This window comes from Hydrogenophaga sp., assembly GCF_022844385.1.
GTDB lineage: Bacteria > Pseudomonadota > Gammaproteobacteria > Burkholderiales > Burkholderiaceae_C > Hydrogenophaga.
The window spans coordinates 1-20392 of the sequence record NZ_JALHLX010000050.1 but is presented as its reverse complement, the minus strand read 5'-3'; the positions used below and the strand labels follow the sequence as shown (position 1 = coordinate 20392).

18 protein-coding genes are annotated in these 20392 nt (G+C 65.9%); 2 read left to right on the top strand and 16 right to left on the bottom strand.

The window, feature by feature from the left end:
• The first annotated feature begins 195 nt into the window (after positions 1–195).
• Positions 196–1287: a sulfate/molybdate ABC transporter ATP-binding protein gene (locus tag Q0C59_RS10510; RefSeq protein WP_291214972.1), complete on the top strand. Its 1092-nt coding sequence runs from the start codon at positions 196–198 to the stop codon at positions 1285–1287.
• Here the strand turns inward: Q0C59_RS10510 and Q0C59_RS10505 are convergent.
• Together Q0C59_RS10505 and Q0C59_RS10500 are read right to left on the bottom strand one after the other, a co-directional pair.
• Positions 1272–2132 carry a Crp/Fnr family transcriptional regulator gene (locus Q0C59_RS10505; RefSeq protein WP_291214969.1) on the bottom strand — a complete coding sequence of 287 codons (861 nt, stop codon included), beginning with the start codon at positions 2130–2132 and terminating at the stop codon, positions 1272–1274. The two genes, Q0C59_RS10510 and Q0C59_RS10505, sit on opposite strands and share 16 nt — an antisense overlap.
• A 141-nt stretch (positions 2133–2273) precedes the next feature.
• Positions 2274–3065, bottom strand: coding sequence for a Crp/Fnr family transcriptional regulator (locus Q0C59_RS10500; RefSeq protein ID WP_291214966.1), 792 nt, complete (start codon positions 3063–3065; stop codon positions 2274–2276).
• 248 nt (positions 3066–3313) lie between these two features.
• On the opposite strand from Q0C59_RS10500, the gene Q0C59_RS10495 reads away from it, so the two are divergent.
• On the top strand, positions 3314–3793 hold the full coding sequence (locus Q0C59_RS10495) for a hypothetical protein (RefSeq protein WP_291214963.1): 480 nt from the start codon (positions 3314–3316) through the stop codon (positions 3791–3793).
• Positions 3794–3809: 16 nt separating this feature from the next.
• Here the strand turns inward: Q0C59_RS10495 and Q0C59_RS10490 are convergent, their stop codons facing one another.
• From Q0C59_RS10490 to Q0C59_RS10425, 14 genes are all read right to left on the bottom strand, one after another.
• Complete coding sequence (locus Q0C59_RS10490; protein ID WP_291214960.1) at positions 3810–4925, bottom strand: phytoene/squalene synthase family protein; 1116 nt, start codon at positions 4923–4925, stop codon at positions 3810–3812.
• Positions 4900–6492 (bottom strand): phytoene desaturase, encoded by a 1593-nt coding sequence (locus tag Q0C59_RS10485; RefSeq protein ID WP_291214958.1) that lies wholly within the window; start codon positions 6490–6492, stop codon positions 4900–4902. The genes Q0C59_RS10490 and Q0C59_RS10485 overlap by 26 nt, the downstream gene beginning before the upstream one ends.
• Positions 6489–7277, bottom strand: a complete 789-nt coding sequence (gene puhE, locus Q0C59_RS10480; RefSeq protein WP_291214955.1) for a putative photosynthetic complex assembly protein PuhE — start codon at positions 7275–7277, stop codon at positions 6489–6491. The genes Q0C59_RS10485 and puhE overlap by 4 nt, the downstream gene beginning before the upstream one ends.
• Positions 7278–7296: 19 nt before the next feature.
• The gene (acsF, locus tag Q0C59_RS10475) at positions 7297–8412 is read right to left on the bottom strand and encodes a magnesium-protoporphyrin IX monomethyl ester (oxidative) cyclase (RefSeq protein WP_291214952.1); all 1116 of its coding nucleotides are present in this window, start codon (positions 8410–8412) and stop codon (positions 7297–7299) included.
• 24 nt (positions 8413–8436) lie between these two features.
• Entirely contained in the window at positions 8437–8898 is a 462-nt protein-coding gene (gene puhC / locus Q0C59_RS10470; RefSeq protein ID WP_291214949.1) for a photosynthetic complex assembly protein PuhC, read from the bottom strand.
• Between the two features lie 20 nt (positions 8899–8918).
• A complete protein-coding gene (gene puhB, locus Q0C59_RS10465; RefSeq protein WP_291214946.1) occupies positions 8919–9596 on the bottom strand; it encodes a photosynthetic complex putative assembly protein PuhB in 678 nt (225 codons plus the stop codon).
• Positions 9593–10351 carry a photosynthetic reaction center subunit H gene (gene puhA / locus Q0C59_RS10460; protein WP_291214943.1) on the bottom strand — a complete coding sequence of 253 codons (759 nt, stop codon included), beginning with the start codon at positions 10349–10351 and terminating at the stop codon, positions 9593–9595. Before puhA ends, puhB begins: the two co-directional genes overlap by 4 nt.
• 52 nt (positions 10352–10403) lie before the next feature.
• Positions 10404–11828 carry a BCD family MFS transporter gene (locus Q0C59_RS10455; protein ID WP_322315395.1) on the bottom strand — a complete coding sequence of 475 codons (1425 nt, stop codon included), beginning with the start codon at positions 11826–11828 and terminating at the stop codon, positions 10404–10406.
• Complete coding sequence (bchM, locus tag Q0C59_RS10450) at positions 11825–12538, bottom strand: magnesium protoporphyrin IX methyltransferase (RefSeq protein ID WP_291214941.1); 714 nt, start codon at positions 12536–12538, stop codon at positions 11825–11827. Before bchM ends, Q0C59_RS10455 begins: the two co-directional genes overlap by 4 nt.
• A 14-nt stretch (positions 12539–12552) precedes the next feature.
• A complete protein-coding gene (bchL, locus tag Q0C59_RS10445; protein ID WP_291214939.1) occupies positions 12553–13473 on the bottom strand; it encodes a ferredoxin:protochlorophyllide reductase (ATP-dependent) iron-sulfur ATP-binding protein in 921 nt (306 codons plus the stop codon).
• Positions 13470–17261 carry a magnesium chelatase subunit H gene (locus tag Q0C59_RS10440; protein WP_291214937.1) on the bottom strand — a complete coding sequence of 1264 codons (3792 nt, stop codon included), beginning with the start codon at positions 17259–17261 and terminating at the stop codon, positions 13470–13472. The genes bchL and Q0C59_RS10440 overlap by 4 nt, the downstream gene beginning before the upstream one ends.
• Entirely contained in the window at positions 17233–18807 is a 1575-nt protein-coding gene (gene bchB, locus Q0C59_RS10435; protein ID WP_291214935.1) for a ferredoxin:protochlorophyllide reductase (ATP-dependent) subunit B, read from the bottom strand. The genes Q0C59_RS10440 and bchB overlap by 29 nt, the downstream gene beginning before the upstream one ends.
• Before the next feature lie 21 nt (positions 18808–18828).
• Positions 18829–20115, bottom strand: a complete 1287-nt coding sequence (locus Q0C59_RS10430) for a ferredoxin:protochlorophyllide reductase (ATP-dependent) subunit N (RefSeq protein ID WP_291214933.1) — start codon at positions 20113–20115, stop codon at positions 18829–18831.
• A 61-nt stretch (positions 20116–20176) separates the two neighbouring features.
• Positions 20177–20392: 2-vinyl bacteriochlorophyllide hydratase (locus tag Q0C59_RS10425; RefSeq protein ID WP_291214931.1), on the bottom strand; the 216-nt coding region annotated here is incomplete at its 5' end.

Sequence of the window (20392 nt, the reverse complement as noted above, 5' to 3'; positions counted from 1 at the left end):
AGTGGCGCATGGAAGCCGAGATGAAGGCCCTGGCCGAGTTGCCACCCGAGCGGCCTGCGCCGCCCGCGCCTTTTCTGGCCCCCTCTCCCTCTGGGAGAGGGCTGGGGTGAGGGCTCTCCCCTTGGCAAGACCCTCTCACGCGTGCCCCTCACCCCAACCCTCTCCCCAGAGGGGCGAGGGAGAAAGAAGACCATCATGAGCATTGAAATCCGCAACATCAACAAACACTTCGGTACCTTCCAGGCGCTGAACAACGTCAACCTCGACATCCACTCGGGTGAGTTGCTCGCGCTGCTCGGTCCGTCGGGCTGCGGCAAGACCACGCTGCTGCGCATCATTGCCGGCCTGGAAACGCCCGACACCGGCAACATCTTCTTCAGCGGCGAAGACACCACCGACGTGCACGTGCGCGAGCGCAACGTGGGTTTTGTGTTCCAGCACTACGCGCTGTTCCGCCACATGACCGTGCTGGAAAACGTGGCCTTCGGCCTGCGCGTGAAACCACGCGGCGAACGCCCGAGCGACGCGCAGATCAAAAGCAAGGTGCACGACCTGCTCAAGCTGGTGCAGCTCGACTGGCTGGCCGACCGCTACCCCTCGCAGCTCTCGGGCGGCCAGCGCCAGCGCATTGCGCTCGCGCGTGCACTGGCGGTAGAGCCCAAGGTGCTGCTGCTCGACGAGCCTTTCGGCGCGCTCGACGCCAAGGTGCGCAAGGAGCTGCGCCGCTGGCTGCGCCGCCTGCACGACGAGCTGCACGTGACCAGCGTGTTCGTCACGCACGACCAGGAAGAAGCCCTTGAAGTGGCCGACCGCGTGGTGCTGATGAACCAGGGCCATGTGGAACAGGTGGGCGCGCCGCAGGAAGTGTGGGACCGCCCGGCCAGCCCGTTCGTGTACGGCTTCCTCGGCGACGTGAACCTGTTTCACGGCCGCGCGCACGAAGGCCAGATGCACCTGCAAGGTGTGTCGTTCGCCTCTCCTGAACATGCCGGTGCGCAAGACGCACAGGCCTTTGCCTATGTGCGTCCGCACGAGCTGGATGTGTTGCCTTATGCGGCCGGTCTGAACGGCATGGTGGTCAAGCTCGACCGCGCGGTGGTGGTGGGACCGATCGCGCGCCTCGAACTCCTGCCGCTGGAGCCACCCGCCAACGGCGACCAGCCCAAACTGATCGAAGCCCACCTCTCGGCCGACCGTTTCAGGGAACTCGGGATCAAGGAAGGCGACACCGTGGTGGTGGCGCCGCGCAAGGCACGGGTGTTCCTGCAGCCTCAGGTCATTGACTGAACCGCCGGCCATCCGGTGACCGAGCTGCGGCCCAGGGTCGCGTCGGCCGACGGCGCTGCCGGGTGCGCGTGCGCTGCCGGCTTGGCCTGCAACACCGCGTCGTTGCTCAGGCGGCTGTACGCCTCACGGATCACGCCGTGGCACTCGCAGCTGTGCGCTTCCAGCCCGGCGCGGTCGATCACCGACATCTGGCCACGGCCATAGCGGATCACGCCGGCCTTCTGCAGACGCAAGGCGCCACCGGTCACGCCTTCGCGGCGCACGCCCAGCATGCTGGCAATGCGCTCCTGCGTGATGTGCAGCTCGTCGTCGGCCTGCCGGTCCAGGTGCACCAGCAGCCAGCGCGCGAGCTGCTGGTCGAGCGAGTGATGGCGGTTGCAGGCCGAGGTCTGCGACATGTGCAGGAACAGCGTGCGCGTGTAGTTGAGCAGGTGGTGCATCACCTGCTCCGAGCGTTTGGCCTGGTGGGCAATGGACTGTGCACTCATGCGGTACCCGTGGCCACCCCGACTCACCAGGGCGGTGTTCTGCGCCATCACCGTGCCGCTGGCGGTGGTGCCGTTGTTGGCGTTGCTGCTGCCCATGAAGGCATCCACGCCCACCATGCCTTCGTTGCCCACCGCGGCCACCTCCACCGTGGCGCCGTCGAGCATGGTGGACACCAGCGAGACCACGGCGGTGGTCGGAAAGTACACATGGCGCAGGCTGCTGCCCGCTTCACACAGGGTGCTGTGGGCGGGCATCTCCACCCACTCCAGATGGGACTCGATGTAGCGCCAGTCTTCAAACGGCATGGCCGCGAGCAACTGGTTCTGCTCGCGATGGGAAATGGCTGTGAGTGTCATTGCAGTGCGCCTCGTGTTTGTTCTCAGGGCGCAATGTAGGTTGATGCATATGGGTTTTCCATGTCGAAAGACACATGCACCAATCGCTTTACACAACTTGTCAATTGGTTACATCCCAGGTGATCTGCCTCACCAACGCCTTCAGACAAGAGGACGCTGTGGCGGGTGGCCGTCGCCGTAGAGGTCCGCCAGCCTGGCCAGCGCCTTCACATCCCGCAGATACAAACGGCCGTCCTTGATCTCGTGCAGGCCGCGCTTCTCCAGCTTGCGCAGGGTCTTGTTGGTGTGCACCAGCGACAGGCCCAGGGCGTCGGCAATGTGCTGCTGCGTGAGTGGCCACACCACACCGCCCTTGCCGTTGTCTTCCTGCAGGGCGGCCGCGCGTTTGAACAGCAGGATGAGCATGCTGGCGATGCGCTCTTCGGCGCTGCGTCGACCCACCGACAACAGCGTGTCGTCCACCAGCGACTCTTCGTGGGCAGTGAGCCACGTCACGTTGAAGCCCATGGTGGGTGAGCGGCGGTGGATTTCCCACAGGGCGTCGCGCTGGAACACACAGAAGCTGGCCGAGGTGAGCGTGTCCACGCCGTGGGCGGCGGCGTCGCCCATCTTTTGCTGCACGCCGATGAAGTCGCCCGCGAGCAGGAAGGTCAGGATCTGGCGCCGGCCGTCGCTCAGCGTCTTGTAGCGGAAGGCCCAGCCTTGAAGCAGGGTGTAGAGGGGTGAATCGGTCTGCCCCTCGTGGATCAGGGTTTCACCCGCCTCCACGCGCAGGGAGCGGCGCTTGAGCGACTGCACCAGCTCCAGCTCTTCGGGCGTGTGGTCAACGAACAGCGGCAGGGGCCGCAGGGGGCATTCGGTGCAGGGCATGGCGGTGGGCGGGGCCTTGTCGGGCCATTCGGCGGCGTCTTTGGGCGGAACGTTGGTCGTCATTGTTCTTCTTGTCCGGGTGGTCCACGTGTCAGCGGCTGGCCTGTCGGCGGCACGTTGCTGAGGTGGTCATGAGTCTAGTGGGCTGCGCCAAGGCGGCAGGGGTCTGTGTGCTTTTACACAGAGGCGACCATGGGTTATCGCATGGGGAAGTGTTCGAGAGCGCACAGACCGACGTACGGACGGGCCTTACGGTGGGCGCTCCGCATCATCGCATTCCCATTGATGCCCCACGGACCCAGAAAGCGCACATGACGACCAATGCCCCCCGAGGCCGCCAAACCCGCCGGGCCGAGCCACGCCGCCCGGTGGCCAATGCCATCACCCAATTGCTGATCGATCACAACGAGCTGCAGCAGATGTTCACCGCGTTCGAGAACACACGCTCGGTCAACAACAAGCGATTCCTGGTGCAACGCATCTGCACCACAGTGGTCGTGCATGCGCAACTCAAGGAAGAGATCTTTTACCCGGCGGTGGAGTCGGTGCTGCCGAAGGCCACACCAGAGCACACAACCATGAAGGCACTGGTGGCCCACATTCAAAGCCTGGAGCCTGTGGCCGAACTCGTGGACGGACCGATCCAGGTGCTGGCCCAGGAAGTGAACGAGCACGTGTCCGACCTGAACGACGGCCTGTTTCCGCGCGTGAAGGCGTCCGACCTCGACCTGGAAGAACTCGGCAACCGCATGGCCCGGCGCAAGGCCGAATTGATCGCCGAACTCGCCTGAACGGCGGACCCCGCCTTCAATGCGACAGGCGCTGCCCCGCTTCTGCCGCCACGGATCGGTGAGCACCATGGCGCTCGTCCTGCCGGCGAGCCTCGACCCGTTCAAACATGTCCAGCATCCAGGCCAGGCGCTGGTTGAACGGCCGGGTTGAAATGCCGCTGGAAAACGCCGTTTCATCCAGCGTGTGGCACTGGTCCACCAGATAGGCAATGGCGGCCAGTGGTGGCACCGCAGCGGCCGGGCGGCCCATCCAACCCGATTGCAACGAAGCACAGGCCAGCAGCACCAGCTTGCGCGATGCGGGCACCACCGCACGGCGCGCGCACGGGTCCAGGCCATCGCGGCGCAGCTGCTGGCCGATCTCGGCATAGATCAAACGCGCCGCAAGGATGGCCGAGCGACAGTCGCGCGGCAACTGTGCAATGCCGGCCGTTGCCTGCGCGTACAGCCGGTCGGCCTCATCGAGCAGGCGCGACACCACGCCTTGCAACGCAGGGCTGCCCAGCGGTTGCCGCAGCCAGGCGTCGGTGTCGATACCGGCCTGCGCCATCCACTCGCGCGGCAGGTACAGCCGGCCGTTGCGTGCGTCTTCGCCCACATCGCGCGCAATGTTGGTGAGCTGCATGGCCACACCGAGTTCACACGCCCGCGCCAGTGCCTGCGGGCTGCGCACACCCATGATCCAGCACATCATGGCGCCCACGCTGCCGGCCACGCGCGCGCCGTAGTCGTGCACCTGCTCCAGCGTGTCGTAGCGGCGGGCCTGGGCATCCCAGGCGAAACCGTCGAGCAAAGCATCAAGCAAGGGGCGGGGCAAGGCGTGGCGCTGAACCACCACCGACAGTGCGCGGTCTTCCACGAAGGCCTGCGGGTCACCGGCGTAGATGCAGTCCAGCCGGTGCGTGAGCACGCGCATGGCGTCATCGATGCCCATCTCGCCGCCGTCCACCATGTCGTCGGCGACGCGGCAGAAAGCGTAGAGCGCGATCGACGAAGCGCGCACACGAACCGGCAGCAGGCGGCTGGCGGCAAAGAAGGTCTTGGAGCCGGTGCGCATGAGCGCCACGCAGGCGTCCAGATCCGCCGAGGCGCGCGGCGCCACCAACTCAGCGTGAAACGTGTTTGCGAGCATGCTGTTGCCGCCAGGTTGTTGCCGAGGGAACCACCGAGTCGAGCGCCTTGGCCGACATCAACACACCCGGCACACCGGCGCCCGGGTGGGTGCTGGCGCCCACCATGAAGAGGCCATCCACGTCTTCGCTGCGGTTGTGCGGGCGGAACCAGGCGCTCTGCAGCAGCAGCGGCTCCAGGCCGAAGGCCGCGCCCTTGAAAGAAAGCAGGCGGTCGTGAAAGTCCTGCGGCGTGGTGAGGAGCGAGGCGGTAACGTGCTGTTCGAAACCCGGCAGCACGGTGCGGTCCAGCACCTCGGCGATGGCCTGGCGGAACGATTCGGCGCGCGTGGCCCAGTCGGTGCCGCTGTCCAGGTGGGGCACCGGGGCCAGCGCGTAAAACGTGTCGTGTCCGGCCGGTGCCATGGACGCGTCGCTCGCGGTGGGGCGGTGCAGGTACAGGCTGAAATCATCACTCAGCTTGTGGCGGCTGAAGATGTCCTTGAGCAGCTCCTTGTAGCGCGGGCCGAGCAACATCATGTGGTGCGGTACGTCGGTGTACTGGCAGCTGGTGCCGAAGTACCAGACGAACAGGCTCATGGAATAGCGCCCGTTCTCGACTTTTCGGTCGGTCCAGTGGCGGCGGTGTTTCGCCTCGATCAGGTTGCGGTAGGTCCAGGCGGTGTCGGCGTTCGACACCACGATGTCGGCCGCGATGCGCTCACCACTGGCCAGCGTCACGCCGGTGGCCACGCCCTGGTCCACCTCGATGCGTTGGACCTCGGCATTGCAACGCAACACACCGCCCTGCCCTTCGAGCAGGCTCACCAGGCCCTGCACCAGCCGGCCGGTGCCGCCCACGGCCCAGTGCACGCCGTACTTGCGCTCCAGCGCGTTGATGAGGCTGTAGATGCAGGTGACCGAGAACGGGTTGCCGCCGATCAGCAGGCTCTGAAGGCTCATGGCCATGCGCAGCTTGGGGTGCTTCAGGTGCGCCGCCACCATGGCGTGCAGGCTGCGCCAGCCGCGCATCCTGAAGATGGCCGGGCTGGCCTTGATCAGGTCGCCCACGGTGTCGAAAGCCTTGTCGCCCAGGGCTTCAAAACCCAACCGGTAGCAGTGATCGGCCTCGGCCATGAAACGTTCGTAGCCGGCTGAGTCACCCGGACTGATGCGGCGCACCTCGGCGCGCATCTTGTCGGGGTCGCCGCTGTAGTTGAACTCGTCACCGTCATCGAAACGAATGCGGTAGAACGGATCGAGCGCGCGCAGCTCGATGTCGTCGGACAGCTTGCGCCCCGCCAGCGCCCACAGTTCCTCGAACAGAAACGGCACGGTGATGATGGTCGGGCCGGCGTCGAACACATGGCCGTTCTGGTGGTGCACATAGGCACGGCCGCCGGGTGCGTCCAGCTTCTCCAGCACGGTGACGCGCCAGCCTTTGGCGGCCAGGCGCACGGCCGAGGCCAGCCCGCCAAAGCCGCTGCCGATGACCACCGCATGCGGGGCGTCGGGCAATGGGCCGGAGGGGGCTGGACGGGTCGCAGGAGGCAGCTCCCACATATCTTCAGGGGTGCGAAAAGCGTTCATGCTTTTTCCGGTTTGATCGCCGGGCTGCGCGACATGGCCCAGCCCCAGAGTTTCTGCATGGGCGTGGGGAACGCCATGATCACGTGTTCAACGATGGCGAGGCCCAGCAGCGCTGCCAGCAGGATCCAGCCGGTGGTGATGGTTGCCACACCGCTGGACACCTGCCACACCATCCAGGCCCAGACGGCGCACGAGAGGCCCACCGTCACGTAATAGAAGAGCGTGAGCGGACCACGTTTGAAGTAGCTCGCGAGATACACCAGATGACTGGGCAGGTATTGCTCTCCGGTTTCGGGCACACCCAGGAACAGGTTCATCTTGGCCGAGAAGCGCATGCACCACAGCAAGGCAAAGGTGCAGATCGCCACATGGCCAGGCTGGCCCTGCTGCATCCACAACAACACACCGAAGTTGGCCAGCAAGGCCAGCTCGTGCCAGATGACAGCCTGAACCGACTGGGTGAAACGGGTCCAGCCACGCGCGCCCGCTTGCAACGGAACGCGGCGCGGCCCGGTGAGCCATCCGGTGAGAAAGGCCATCTCGTGCCAGCTCCACATCACGATCACGCTGGCAAACGCCAGGTAGGCGCTGCCCACGGTCTGCTCCTGCATGCTGATCTGCGTGGTCCACAGGCTGCCGATCAACAGCAGACTCAGGACACCCAGGGTCCAGGGAAATGTGGTGGGTGCTCTGCGCACCAGCCACAGGATGGCACCCGTACCGAACCACCAGCACAGCAGTGCAAACAGCGCAGGTGCTGCCACGGAGCTGGAGAGTTCGGTCATGGCCTGCAACAGAGCTGGCCTACCAGACCGGTTCCATGCGAATCGTCTGCGGCAGTGCCTGTTTCTTCACCGGCAACAGGTACAGCCGGCCGAAGGTGAGCGCCGCCTGCACGCCGCAGGCGGCCACCTGCAGCTTGCCCACCAGACCGCCGCGCTTCTTGGCGAGGTCGGCCTTCAACGAAACCTGCAGGAGCCGCTCCAGACCACGGCGGAACGCCGGGTTGTCGATGTCCACCTCCACCGGGAACACCTGGCGGCAGATGTCGTTGGTGATGCGGAAGACCTCGTAGTCGTAGGTGGTGGACTCCAGGCCCATGGCCTCGTGCAACAGCGGGCGCGTGTGGTCGCGCACGTACATGGTGGCGTACACGGCGAGGATGAAGAAGCGGATCCAGAGCTTGTTGCCACCCTGCAGCAGACCGGGCTGCGAACGCATGATGAGCGCGAACGATTCGCCGTGGCGGAATTCGTCGTTGCACCAGCGCTCGAACCAGCGAAAGATGGGGTGGAAGCGCTTGTCCGGATTTTTTTCGAGCTGGCGGAAAATGGTGATGTAGCGGGCGTAGCCGATCTTCTCGCTGAGGTAGGTGGCGTAGAAGATGTACTTGGGCTTGAAGTAGGTGTAAGCCTTGTTGCGCTTCAAGCTGCCCAGGTCGATGCCGAGGTTGAAGTCCTTGAGCGACTGGTTGATGAAGCCGGCGTGGCGCGATTCGTCGCGCGCCATGTAGGTCATCAGTTGTTTGATGTCGGGGTTGCTGACGTTCTTGCGGATCTCGTTGTAGAGAATGCAACCCGAGAATTCCGAGGTGAGCGAGCTGATGAGAAAGTCCAGGAACTCCTGGCGCATCTCGGGCGAGAGCTGCGGCATCAGCGTGCGCACTTCTTCGGCAAACGCAGCATCGCGCTGGAAGTGGTCGTGGTTGTTGTCGCCCTCGTACTCCTTCATCATCACGTCCCAGTCGGCCCGCACGCTGGACACGTCGAGCGCGTCCATGGCCTTGAAGTCGGTGGTGTAGAAGCGCGGCGAGAGCATGGTGCTTTTCACGGCCTTGGCATTGGCATCAGCGGCACTCTCCACGTTGTCCATGAGCATCGCCACATGGTCGATATCGGCGCTGGCAGTCTGTGTGTTCATCGTTGGCTCCTGGCGGGGTCTGTTTCAGGTGGCGGGCCTGGCCCACTGCAGCTGCGAGAACACAGCCGAGTTGGTGGGGCCAAAGGATTCCAGGTTCAGGCGCTGGCCGGTGGCGGTGTCCAGCAGGGTGATGCGGCCATCCACATGGCCAGTCAGCTTGAACGGCAAGTCGGGGCTCATGCCACTGCGCTTGCGCTCGCGGTTGAGTGCGCGCAGGCTGCCTCGCAGAAAGCCCTGCTCGCCCTGGAAGCGCGCCACTTCCTGCTTCGTCCCTGCGTCCAGCACCGCGATGTCACCGTTGGACTGACCGACGAAGGACAGCGTGCGCTCCCATTGAATGGCCTCCAGAGGTTGCGGCGCGGCTGCGCCGACCACCTTCATCTGCCAGGTCACACCCGCCAGGATCACCAGCAGCACCACACCCAGTGCCCAGATGGGCCAGGGGGTGTTGGTGCCCAGGGGGGAGGGATGGTACTGGGTGCTCATGAGAGTTCTCCGGAGGGGGCTCAGGCCGTGGCGGTCGAAATGTCACGTTCACGCGACTGGCGCGCTGGTGCAGGGCTGTGGCTGATGGAACTGTTGCCCACAATGGCCAGGGCATCGGCGTTCTGGGTACTCCAGGCCTGCAGGATCAGTTCACCGATCTTCTGCGCGTCGGGCACGCAGCGCAGGCTGGGCTGTGGCTGTTTCAGCAGCCACGGCCGTGCGTGTGGCCAGAGGTTGAGGTAGGCAATGCGGTCTTCACCGGTCAGCGTGAGCGCGATGTCACCGTGACCACCGGCTTGCGGGCGGATGGCAGCTGCGGCCAGCTTGCGCAGCGGCAGGTTGAAGGTGAGCGTGAGCACGATGCCCACCCGCATCAGGATGCGGCGGTCGGTCAGGGTGTAGATGGTGGTGCGGGCTGAAAACCAGGCGGTCAGCGCGAGCAGGCCCAGGGCCACCGTGGCCAGCACACCGCTGGTGAGCAGCGGCATCAGCACGGAGCCACCGGGCTCACCCAGCAGATACAGCCACTGCAAGGCCAGCATGCCGGTGAAATAAATCGCCAGCTTGCGCACATGAAACGCATGAATGGCCAGGGCGCGCCAGTCGGGGCTGCCCTGCCAGAGCAGGCGTTCGCCCTGTGGCAGTGGCTCGGGCAGGCCGGGCGCGGCTTCGAATTCGTGTTCGTGGTGCGCGTTCACAGCAGCGGCTCCATGCGGTCAGGGGTGGCATAGAGCAGGCCGGCGCCGTAGTACGCCATGATCTTTTCCTCTTCCAGCAAGGTGATCTGGTCGGGGTTGCGGGTCTTGGGCACGTTGACGAACTGCCCGGCCAGGATGGCATGCACGCTCACACCGTCCTTGCGGATGCGCGAGAAATTCACAGGCAGCAACACCGAGCCACCGCTCTTGAGATCGACCTCGATGTAGCGGAACATCATTTCCGACTTGTCCACCCACATGTCCTTGACGACACCGGCGATTTCCTTGTCGGCCCCATACACCGGCAGGCCGCGTGGATCGGTGTCTTGCCGGGCCACGCCGTGGTCGGCCGCGGCGCGCAACGGCACGATCTTGGCTTCACCTTCCAGCGTCATGTCGGGATGGTCGGCGCGTGCCGCCCAGGCACCCGGTCCCACGCCGGCGAGCAGTGGATCGCCCACCGGGTCCAGCGGTGACCCGGCCCAGTTGTGCGTCGGCGTGGCCGAATACGCGCCATCGGGGCGGTTCACGTCGGGCGACAGGAAGGTGCGGCCGTCTTCAAGTTCATAGGTCTTGGGTGTGACGGTGGGCCAGCCGGGGGTCACCGGGCCGTTCTCACGGCCGGGGTCCATCGGGTAACCCTCGCGATGGCTCTCTCGCTGGAGGTAGTAAATCAATCCGAAGAAGAAAATCCAGAACGCGTAGAGCACGAGTTGTGCAACGTCGACGTACTGGGTGATTGCGCCTGTATCCATGGTGGTTCTCCTTCAATGAGGGCTGGCTCGGTGACTCGTCTGCAACGCTGTTTCAACCCGGCAACTCGGCCAGGCCAATCGGATGGGGATTTCGCTCGGCCGCCGTTTTGGAGCGGCGCACCAGGGGGCCCAGCGCGATGAGCACCGCGAAGAGCAGATAGATTTCGAGGTGGAACACGAAGCTGTAGCCCGTGACCGGTGAATTGAGTGCCTCGCCCAGCCAGCCGTGGGAAGCCAGGCCGGACACCAGGTCGCGGAGCACACCACCCAGGGCCATCGACAAACCCGCCGCCGTGGCCTGCACAGCACCCCAGGCGCCCAGCACCAGGCCGGTGAGTTCCCGCTCGGGCAGGTCCATGGCGGTGAGCAACATGCTCACCGCGAACAGGCCACCGGAAAAACCAATGAGTGCCGCGCCGAACTGGAACAGCGCGGGTGAACTCAGCGGGGCAGAAAAGATCACGCAGGCAAAGGCCGGCAGGCCGAGCAAGGCGCCAATGGCGGCCAGTCGGATGGTGTCCAGACCACGCGCCATGAAACGCGCCGACAGCACGAAGGCCAGCAAGGCACCGCCCGCACTCATGGCGGTGAGCGAACTCGTGAGGCTCACGTTCAAGCCCAGCACCTCGCCGCCGTAGGGCTCCAGAATGATGTCCTGCATGTTGAAGGCCACGGTGCCCAGGCCCACGGTCCACAGGAAACGTTTGATCTTGGGGATGGCCATGAGCCGGGCCCAGCTGCGCGAGAAACCATGGGCCTCGCGCGCGCCGCGGCGGGCCTGGCGCGGCTCCTGCTTCCACAGCGAAGTGATGTTGAGCACGGCCACCAGCACCGCAGCGCCCTGCACCACCTGCACCAGGCGCGTGGGCGTGAAATCGATCAGCACAAAACCCAGCAGCGCGCTGCCCAGGATCATTCCCACCAGCAAAGTGCTGTAGAGCAGTGCCACCACGCGGGGGCGCTTGTCTTCGGGCGAGAGGTCGCTGGCCAGCGCCATGCCGGCGGTCTGCGTGATCTGCATGCCCGCACCCACCAGCAAAAAGGCGAGCGCTGCGCCGATGCGACCGGCCCACACGCTGGCGTCGGTCACGGTGAGCAACAGCAGGGCAAACGGCATGATGGCCAGGCCGCCGAACATGAGCAGCGTGCCGATCCACATGTAGGGCATGCGCTTGAGACCCAGCGCAGACGGGTGCGTGTCGCTGCGGTAACCGATGAGTGCGCGCAGCGGTGCAAACACCAGCGGCAGCGCCACCGAGAGCGCGACCCACCAGGCCGGTACGGCCAGCTCGACGATCATCACGCGGTTGAGCGTGCCCACCAGCAGTGCGATGGTGATGCCGATGGACAGCTGAAACAAAGAGAGGCGCAGCAAGCGGCCCAGTGGAAGGTCGCTGGAAGCCGCATCCGCGAACGGAGCGTACCGCCGGGTGATGTTCATCGCCCAGGCGGGGGAGAGCATCCGGCTCAGGTTCACCGCGTCCACTCCCAGGCTTGTGAGGTGTAGAAGCCGCCCGAGACACGCTGGGTGCGGCCCTCGGTCCAGCCGGTGCCACCCAGCCCCTGCAACAACAAGGCACGCAAGCGGGCTTGCGACACCGGGGTCAGCGCGGGCGAGCGGTCGTTGCTGGGGAAGAAACGGCCCAAGGCGTGGGCCACGCTCAGCAGCGGGCTGCTGGGCGCGATGGTGAAGAGCACGCTGCCGCGCGTGCGGGCAGCGAGGCGCTGGATGGCGTTGGCGATGTCGGGCGTGTCGTAATGGATCACCGAGTCCATGGCCACGACGTGGTCGAACTGGCCCAGAGCGTCATCGAGCATGTCGCCCGAGAGGTATTCGATGCTGCCGCCGCGCCCGTTGGGCACCAGCGTGGCATTGCGTTCGCGGCCCAGCTGCACCAGCGTGGGCGACAGGTCGATGGCCACCACCTCGGCGCCGCGCTGCATGGCAACGAGTGCCAGCGCGCCGGTGCCGCAACCGGCGTCGAGCAGGCGCAAGCCGCGCATGTCCTGCGGCAACCAGCTGAGCAAGGTGTTGCGCATCTCGTCGCGCCCGGCGCGCACCGAGGCGCGGATGCGGCCCACCGGTGCGTTGGAGGTCAGGCGCTCCCAGGCCTTCGCTGCGGTGCGATCGAAATAGTTTTCGATCTCCGAGCGGCGCTCGATGTAGTTGGCGTTGGAGGTTTTCATCGCTGTGTGACCGATCAATCGAACCCGAGCAGGTCGAAGATGTCGCGGTCCTTCATGGGCACGGCGGCCAGCGGCTCCACACCCAGCCAGAGCGAGGCGGCCAGACGCATGTATTCCTTTTTCACCGCTTCGAGCTCGGGCGATGTTTCCATCTCGAACAAGGTGCTCTTTTTCAGGCGGCTGCGGCGGATCACGTCCAGGTCGGGGAAGTGCGCAGCGAGCTTCAGGCCGATCTGGTTGTTGTACTTGTCGATCTGGTCGGTGGCCGAACTGCGGTTGGCGATCACGCCGCCCAGGCGCACGTTGTAGTTCTTCGCCTTGGCACCGATGGCCTGCACGATGCGGTTCATCGCGAAGATCGAATCGAAGTCGTTGGCGGTGACGATGAGCGCACGGTCGGCGTGCTGCAGCGGGGCAGCGAAGCCGCCACACACCACGTCGCCCAGCACGTCGAAGATCACCACGTCGGTGTCTTCCAGCAGGTGGTGCTCTTTCAGCAGCTTCACGGTCTGGCCGACCACATAACCACCGCAACCGGTGCCGGCGGGCGGGCCACCGGCCTCCACGCACATCACACCGTTGTAGCCGGGGAACACGAAGTCTTCCACGCGCAGTTCTTCGGCGTGGAAGTCCACCGTTTCCAGCACGTCGATCACCGTGGGCAGCATCTTCTTGGTCAGGGTGAAGGTGCTGTCGTGTTTGGGGTCGCAGCCGATCTGCAGCACGCGTTTGCCCAGGTGGGAAAACGCGGCCGACAGGTTGGAGCTGGTGGTGCTCTTGCCGATGCCGCCCTTGCCATAAATGGCAAACACCTTGGCATTGCCGATCTTGAGCGACGGGTCGAGCTGGACCTGAAGGCTGCCCTCCCCGTCTTCACGGCTGGACTTTCCAGAGGCACGCCTCAGGTCGGTCAGGGGAACGCTGGTTTCCATCATTCGGTAGCTCCTTCAAAAACACCTTCGAGCCGGTCTTCGAGTTCTTCGCTGGCCTGCCGCAGCGCCGCAAGAACCTCGGGATCGGGTTGCCAATATTGGCGATCGGACGCTTCCAGCAAGCGGTTGGCCACCCGCATGGAGGCCGTGGGATTCAACTTGGCCATGCGGTTGCGCATGTCGGGGTCGAGCATGAAGGTCTGGCTCAGTTGTTCGTACACCCAGGGTTGCACCTGCCCCGTGGTGGCCGACCAGCCCATGGTGTTGGTCACGTGCACTTCAATCTGGCGCACGCCCTCGTAACCGCTCTCCAGCATGCCCTCGTACCACTTGGGGTTGAGCATGCGGGTGCGCGTTTCCAGCGCCACCTGTTCCTTGAGGCTGCGCACCGCGCCGTCGCCCTTGGTCTGGTCGCCGATGTAGACCGGTGGCGTGACGCCACCGCGCGCCCGCTTCACCGCCTGGGTGATGCCGCCCAGCGTGTCGAAGTAGTTGTCCACCGTGGTCACACCGAGCTCCACCGAATCGAGGTTCTGGTAGGTCAGCTCCACATCGGCCAGCGCGCTCTGCAGCAGCGCGGTGTGTTGCACCGCCAGACCCGTGCGGCCGTAGGCGAATCCTTTGCGCCTGCTGTAGGTTTCGGCGATCTCGTCGCCCCCGGTCCAGCGGCTGCTTTCCACCAGGTTGTTGACGTTGGAGCCATAGGCGCCTTCGGCGTTGCCGTAGACGCGCAGCGAGGCGGTTTCCAGCGTGCAGCCGTGTTCATTCTGGTAGGCCAGCGCGTGCTTGCGGATCCAGTTCTGCTCCACCGATTCGTCGGCAGAGGCAGCCATGAACGCGGCTTCGGCCAGCATGCGGATCTGCAGCGGCATGAGGTCGCGGAAGATGCCCGAGAGCGTGATCACCACGTCGATGCGCGGGCGGCCCAGCGTGGCCAGGGGAACGAGCGTCGCGCCGGCGATGCGGCCGTAGCTGTCAAAGCGCGGCAGCGCGCCCATGAGGGCCATGGCCTGCGCAATCGGCGCGCCTTCGTTCTTGAGGTTGTCGCTGCCCCAGAGCACCATGGCGACCGACTCGGGCAGCTGGTTGGACTCCTGCATGTGGCGGTCGAGCAGGCGTTGCGCCTGCTCGGCGCCGTCTTTCACGGCAAAGGCGCTCGGGATGCGGAACGGGTCGAAGCCATGCAGGTTGCGCCCGGTGGGCAGCACCTCGGGCGTGCGCAGGATGTCGCCGCCGGGCGCGGGGCGGATGTAGCGGCCATCGAGTGCACACAGGATGGCGTCGACCTCGGTGTCTTTGGCGAGCATGCGGCCGGCGTCGGCCAGGCCGTGCATGGCGAGCACGGTGGCGTCGTCGCTGTGCATGTGGCCGGCCTTCATGGCCAGCTCCACGCTGAGACCATCGACCAGGGCACGCACCGAAGCGCGCGGTGGACGCTGGCCTTCCCAGGCCTCGCTCATGGCCAGCAGCATGTCCACACATTCGGCTTCGCTGGGCGCGCGGCCGGTCACATGCAGGCCGCAGGGAATCAGGGTGTATTCGAGTTCCAGCACCTGCTGCGCCAGCACAAATACCTGCCTGTCGGCATCACCACCCGGCTCGGCGTTCCACACCGGCTCGATGTCCACCAGGTCGAGTGCGGCGGCCTGCGCCTGCAGCATGGCCACACACTCCACGCGCTCGCGCGAAGTGGGCTCCAGGCCGCGCCAGCGCTCGATGGCCGCCTTCAGATCGATCAGGCCCTTGTAGAGCCCGGCTTGCGCCACCGGTGGTGTGAGGTAGCTGATGAGCGTGGCGCCCGAGCGGCGCTTGGCGATCGCACCTTCGCTGGGGTTGTTGGACGCGTAGAGGTAGATGTTGGGCAGGTCGCCAATGAGGCGGTCGGGCCAACAGCTGCCCGACATGCCGCTTTGTTTGCCGGGCATGAATTCGAGCGCACCGTGGGTGCCGAAATGCAGCACCGCGTGGGCGTTGAAGTCTTCGCGCAGGTAGCGGTAGAAGGCCGAGAACGCGTGGGTGGGCGACAGGCCTTTTTCGAACAGCAGGCGCATCGGGTCGCCTTCGTAGCCGAACGAGGGTTGCACCGCCACCAGCACGTTGCCGAACTGTTTGCCGAGCACCAGGATGTCGCTGCCGTTGCTGAGCTGTTTGCCCGGGGCCGGGCCCCACTGCGCTTCGATCTCGCTGAGCCAGCGCTCGCGTTTCACATGGTCGTCGGCGCTGATGAGGGTGTGCACGTTGGCATCGGCTCCGTGCAGCGCTGCGTTGCCTTGCAGGATTCCGTCGCGCAAGGCGTCGATGCTCTCGGGCAGGTCCACCGTGTAGCCCTGCGCCTTCATGGCGGTGAGCGTGTGGAACATCGACTCGAACACCGACAGATACGCGGCACTGCCGACGTTGCCGGCGTTGGGCGGGAAGTTGAAGATCACCACGGCCACGCGGCGCTGGGCGCGCTCGCTGCGGCGCAAGCCCACCAGCCGCGAGACACGCGCCGCCAGCATGATGGCGCGCTCGGGGCACGACTGCATGTCCTGCGCGCTGTCGCTCTCGTGGAAGGTGCAGGCGTGGTGGCAGCCGGTGCACGCCACACCCACCGGCCCGGCGCGGCCACCGAACACGATGGGGCTGGTGGCGCCATCGAGCTCGGGGATGGCGACCATGATGGTGCTCTCCACCGGCAGCAGGCCACGGTCGGAGCCGCCCCATTGCGCGAGGTTCTGGAACTCCACCGGGTGCGCGGCCACGTAGGGCACGTCAAGCCGGGCCAGGATCTCTTCGGCCGCCTTGGCGTCGTTGTAGGCGGGGCCGCCGACCAGCGAGAAGCCGGTGAGCGAGACCACGGCGTCGACGATGCAACGGCCGTCCTGCATGAAGAAGGCGTCAATGGCCGGGCGCGCATCGAGCCCGGCGGCAAACACCGGCACCACGCGCAGGCCACGGGCCTCCATGGCGGCGATGGCACCGTCGTAATGCGCCGAGTTGCCGGAGAGCAGATACGAGCGCAACAACAACACGCCGACCGTGCCCACGGTGGGGCGCACGGCAGGCAGCGGCAGGGCGGCCACGTTGTCGGCCAGGCGGCCGGCCATGCGCGGGTGGTACACGCCGACCTCGGGGTACTCGATCGGTGGCTGCGCCTTGACCTGCGCGCGCATGACCTTGCGCTCGCCATCGGCGCCGCGGTTCACCACGTGGCGCACGAGGTTGAGAACGTTTTCGTCCGAGCCGCCCAGCCAATACTGGAGCGTCATGAAGTACGCGCGCACGTCCTGCGCGGTGCCGGGCACGAAGCGCAGCAGTTGCGGGATGCGGCGCAGCATCTTCATTTGCGCAGCACCCCCGGTGGCGGCTTTTTCCTTGCTGCCGCGCAGCTTCTTGAGCATGGCCATGGGGCCGCTGGCGGGCTTGGCCATGTCGAAGTTGCCCAGGCGCGTGAGCTTGACCACCTCGGCGGCCGAGGCCATGCAGATCATGGCGTCGCACTGCTCGCGTCGCGCCTGCAGCGCGGGCAGGATGGGCAGGAAGTGGTCTTCCATGAAGAGCATGCCGGCCACGATGATGTCGGCGCTGGCGATGTCTTCAATGCAGCGTTCGATGGCGGCGTCGTTGCCAGCGTATTCGGACGCGGCGTGCAAGGTGAGCGTGAGGCCCGGGATCTCGTTTTTCAGCGTGCGCTGTGCGCGCTCGATGGCACCGGCCAGGTGCGTGTCCATGGTGACCACCACCAGCCGCACGGGCAGCTGGCTGCTCGCCGACAGCGGTTTAGCGCCCATAGTGAGCTTTGGCGTCATACAGCGTCTCCACGGTGATCAGGGACACCCCTCGGTCATTGGCGAAACGCTCGGTGTTGCGCTTGGCTTTTCCGCGAACGAAGAAGGGAATCTTTCGCAGTTCTTTTTCGGCATCGAGGCCCCAGGTGGCCTCTTGCGGCGTGAGGGTCTCATTGGCGGCGGCCTGTTCCACCGGGGCCATCACCGCCCTGGGCGCCTCGGCCTTGGGCACCACGCCACCACCCAGGTGCGAGGGCGCAGCGTCTTCATGGAACTCGGCGTCACCGCGGAACATGCCGATCAGGTGTTCTTCCAGACCCATCATCAGCGGGTGTACCCAGGTGTCGAACAGCACGTTGGCGCCTTCAAAACCCATCTGCGGCGAGTAGCGCGCTGGAAAGTCCTGCACATGCACCGGAGCCGAGATCACCGCGCAGGGCACCCCCAGGCGCTTGGCGATGTGGCGCTCCATCTGCGAGCCCAGCACCAGTTCGGGCTGCAGCTCGGCGATGCGGGCTTCAACTTCCAGGTAGTCGTCGCTGATGAGCGCTTCCACGCCATAGATCGCGGCGGCTTCGCGCACCTCGCGGGCGAACTCGCGGCTGTAAGTTCCCAGGCCCACCACAGTGAAACCCATTTCCTGCGCCGCAATGCGCGCAGCGGCCACCACGTGGGTCGCGTCGCCGAACACGAAGACGCGTTTGCTCGTGAGGTAAGTGGAGTCGACCGACTTCGCGTACCAAGGTGCACGGGCTTCGGCGTTGGCGAGCACATCGGTGGGGTCAACACCGGCCAGCTCGGCCACCTCGGCGATGAAGTCGCGCGTGGCGCCGGAGCCGATGGGCACAGTGCGCGTGGACGGTTGGCCGAAGGTGCGTTTGAGCCAGCCAGCCGCCACATTCGCGATCTCGGGGTAGAGCACCACGTTGAAATCGGCATCGCCCAGGCGGGCCATGTCGGCGGGTGAAGCACCCAGCGGCGCGGTCACGTTGATGTCGATGCCCATCTCGGTGAGCAAGCCGGATATCTCGCGCAGGTCGTCGCGGTGGCGAAAGCCCAGCGCGGCGGGACCGAGGATGTTGCAGCGGGCGCGCTGGCCGGCTTCGCGCGGGGCGCGCTTCACCGTGGTATCGGCCAGGTTGCGCACCATCTGATAGAAGGTTTCCGAAGCGCCCCAGTTTTCCTTGCGCTGGTAAGACGGCAGCTCCAGCGCCACCACCGGCACCGGCAGATCGAGCGCCTTGCACAGGCCGCCCGGGTCGTCCTGGATCAGCTCGGCGGTGCACGAGGAGCCCACCATCATGGCCTGCGGCTTGAAGCGTGCGTAGGCTTCGCGCGCCGCGTTCTTGAACAGCTCGGCGGTGTCGCCACCGAGGTCGCGCGCCTGGAAGGTGGTGTAGGTCACCGGTGGGCGCTTGGCGTTACGCTCGATCATGGTGAACAGCAGATCGGCGTAGGTGTCGCCCTGCGGCGCGTGCAGCACGTAGTGCACGTCCTTCATCGCAGTGGCGATGCGCATTGCGCCCACGTGGGGCGGTCCTTCGTAGGTCCAGAGCGTGAGTTGCATGGTGAGGGTGCCGGTGAAGGATCAGGCGGCCAGGCGCAGGCGGCGCACCAGCGGACGGCTGAACAGCTCGGCCAGATCGGCCGCCTGCTCGAAGCCCTGGATGGGGGTGAAGACGAGTTCGATGGCCCACTTGGTGGTCAGGCCTTCGGCCTCCAGCGGGTTGGCCAGACCGAGACCACACACCACGATGTCGGGCTGGGCGGCGCGGCAGCGGTCGAGCTGGTTTTCCACGTGCTGGCCTTCGCTCAAAAACGTGCCTTCGGGCAGCAACGCCAGTTCTTCGGCCATGTGCTGGCGGTGCAGGTACGGTGTGCCGACTTCGGCGAGCTGCATGCCGAGTTCGCGCGACAGGAAGCGCGCCAGCGGAATCTCGAGCTGCGAGTCTGGGAAAAAGAAGATGCTCTTGCCGGCGAGCTGCGTGCGCTGGCGGGCCAAGGCGGTGGTGGCGCGGTCGCGAGCGGGAGCTATTGCCGCCTCGAAGGTCGCTGCGTCCACACCGAAGGCGGTGGCCGCCGCCTGCAACCAGGCGGTGGTGCCCTCCACCCCCAGCGGAAACGGGGCCGGCAGACGGGTGGCGCCGCGCGCCTCCAGCGCCACGGCCGTGTCGGCCAGGAACGGCTGGGCCAGCAAAAACACGGTGTTGGGTCCGACCGCAGGCATCTCGTTGGCCTGGCGTGGCGGGAAAAACTGCACCGGGCCGATGCCCAGTTGCTTGAACAGGCGGGCGAACTGGTCCTCGACCACGTCGGCCAGGGCGCCCACTACCATGAGCGACGCCGGCGCGCTGGCGCTTGAGGCGGGCAACACCGGCACCAGCGAGGCCAGGCAGGCGTCCTCGCCCTGGGTGAAGGTGGTCTCGATGCCGCTGCCCGAGTAATTGAGCACGCGCACATCGGGCGAAAAACGGCCCGAGAGGCGCGAAGCGGCACGCGACAAGTCCAGCTTGATGACCTCGGAGGGGCACGAACCCACCAGAAACAGCAGCTTGATCTCGGGACGGCGCTCGATCAGCCGGGTAACCACGCGGTCGAGCTCTTCGTTGCAGTCGGCCAGGCCGGCCAGATCGCGCTCGTCGATGATGGCGGTGGCAAAACGCGGCTCGGCAAAGATCATCACGCCGGCGGCGCTCTGGATCAGGTGGGCGCAGGTGCGCGAGCCGACCACGAGGAAAAACGCGTCCTGGATCTTGCGGTGCAGCCAGATGATGCCGGTGAGGCCACAGAACACCTCGCGCTGGCCCCGCTCCTTGAGCACGGGCGCGTCAGCACAGCCCTTGGACACTGACTTGATGGGAATGACCGGGCTCATTCGGTACCTCCGCCCTGCGGGCTGCGGTGCGAGCTGGCTTGGGAACGGCCCGGCGCTGCGCTCATGCTTGCACCGCCACGGTGCCCGAGTGGCCCTGGAGCCGCGCCATGCGCAGCTTGTAGATGAACTGACCGGCATTGACCACGTAGGTGGCGTAGGCGGCCAGTGCCAGCCAGGCCAGGCCTCGGGCGTCCAGCGCGCCGGTGAACAGCGCCACCAGGTAGGCCGTGTGCAGCGCCAGCACCAGCATGCTGAACACGTCTTCCCAATAGAAAGC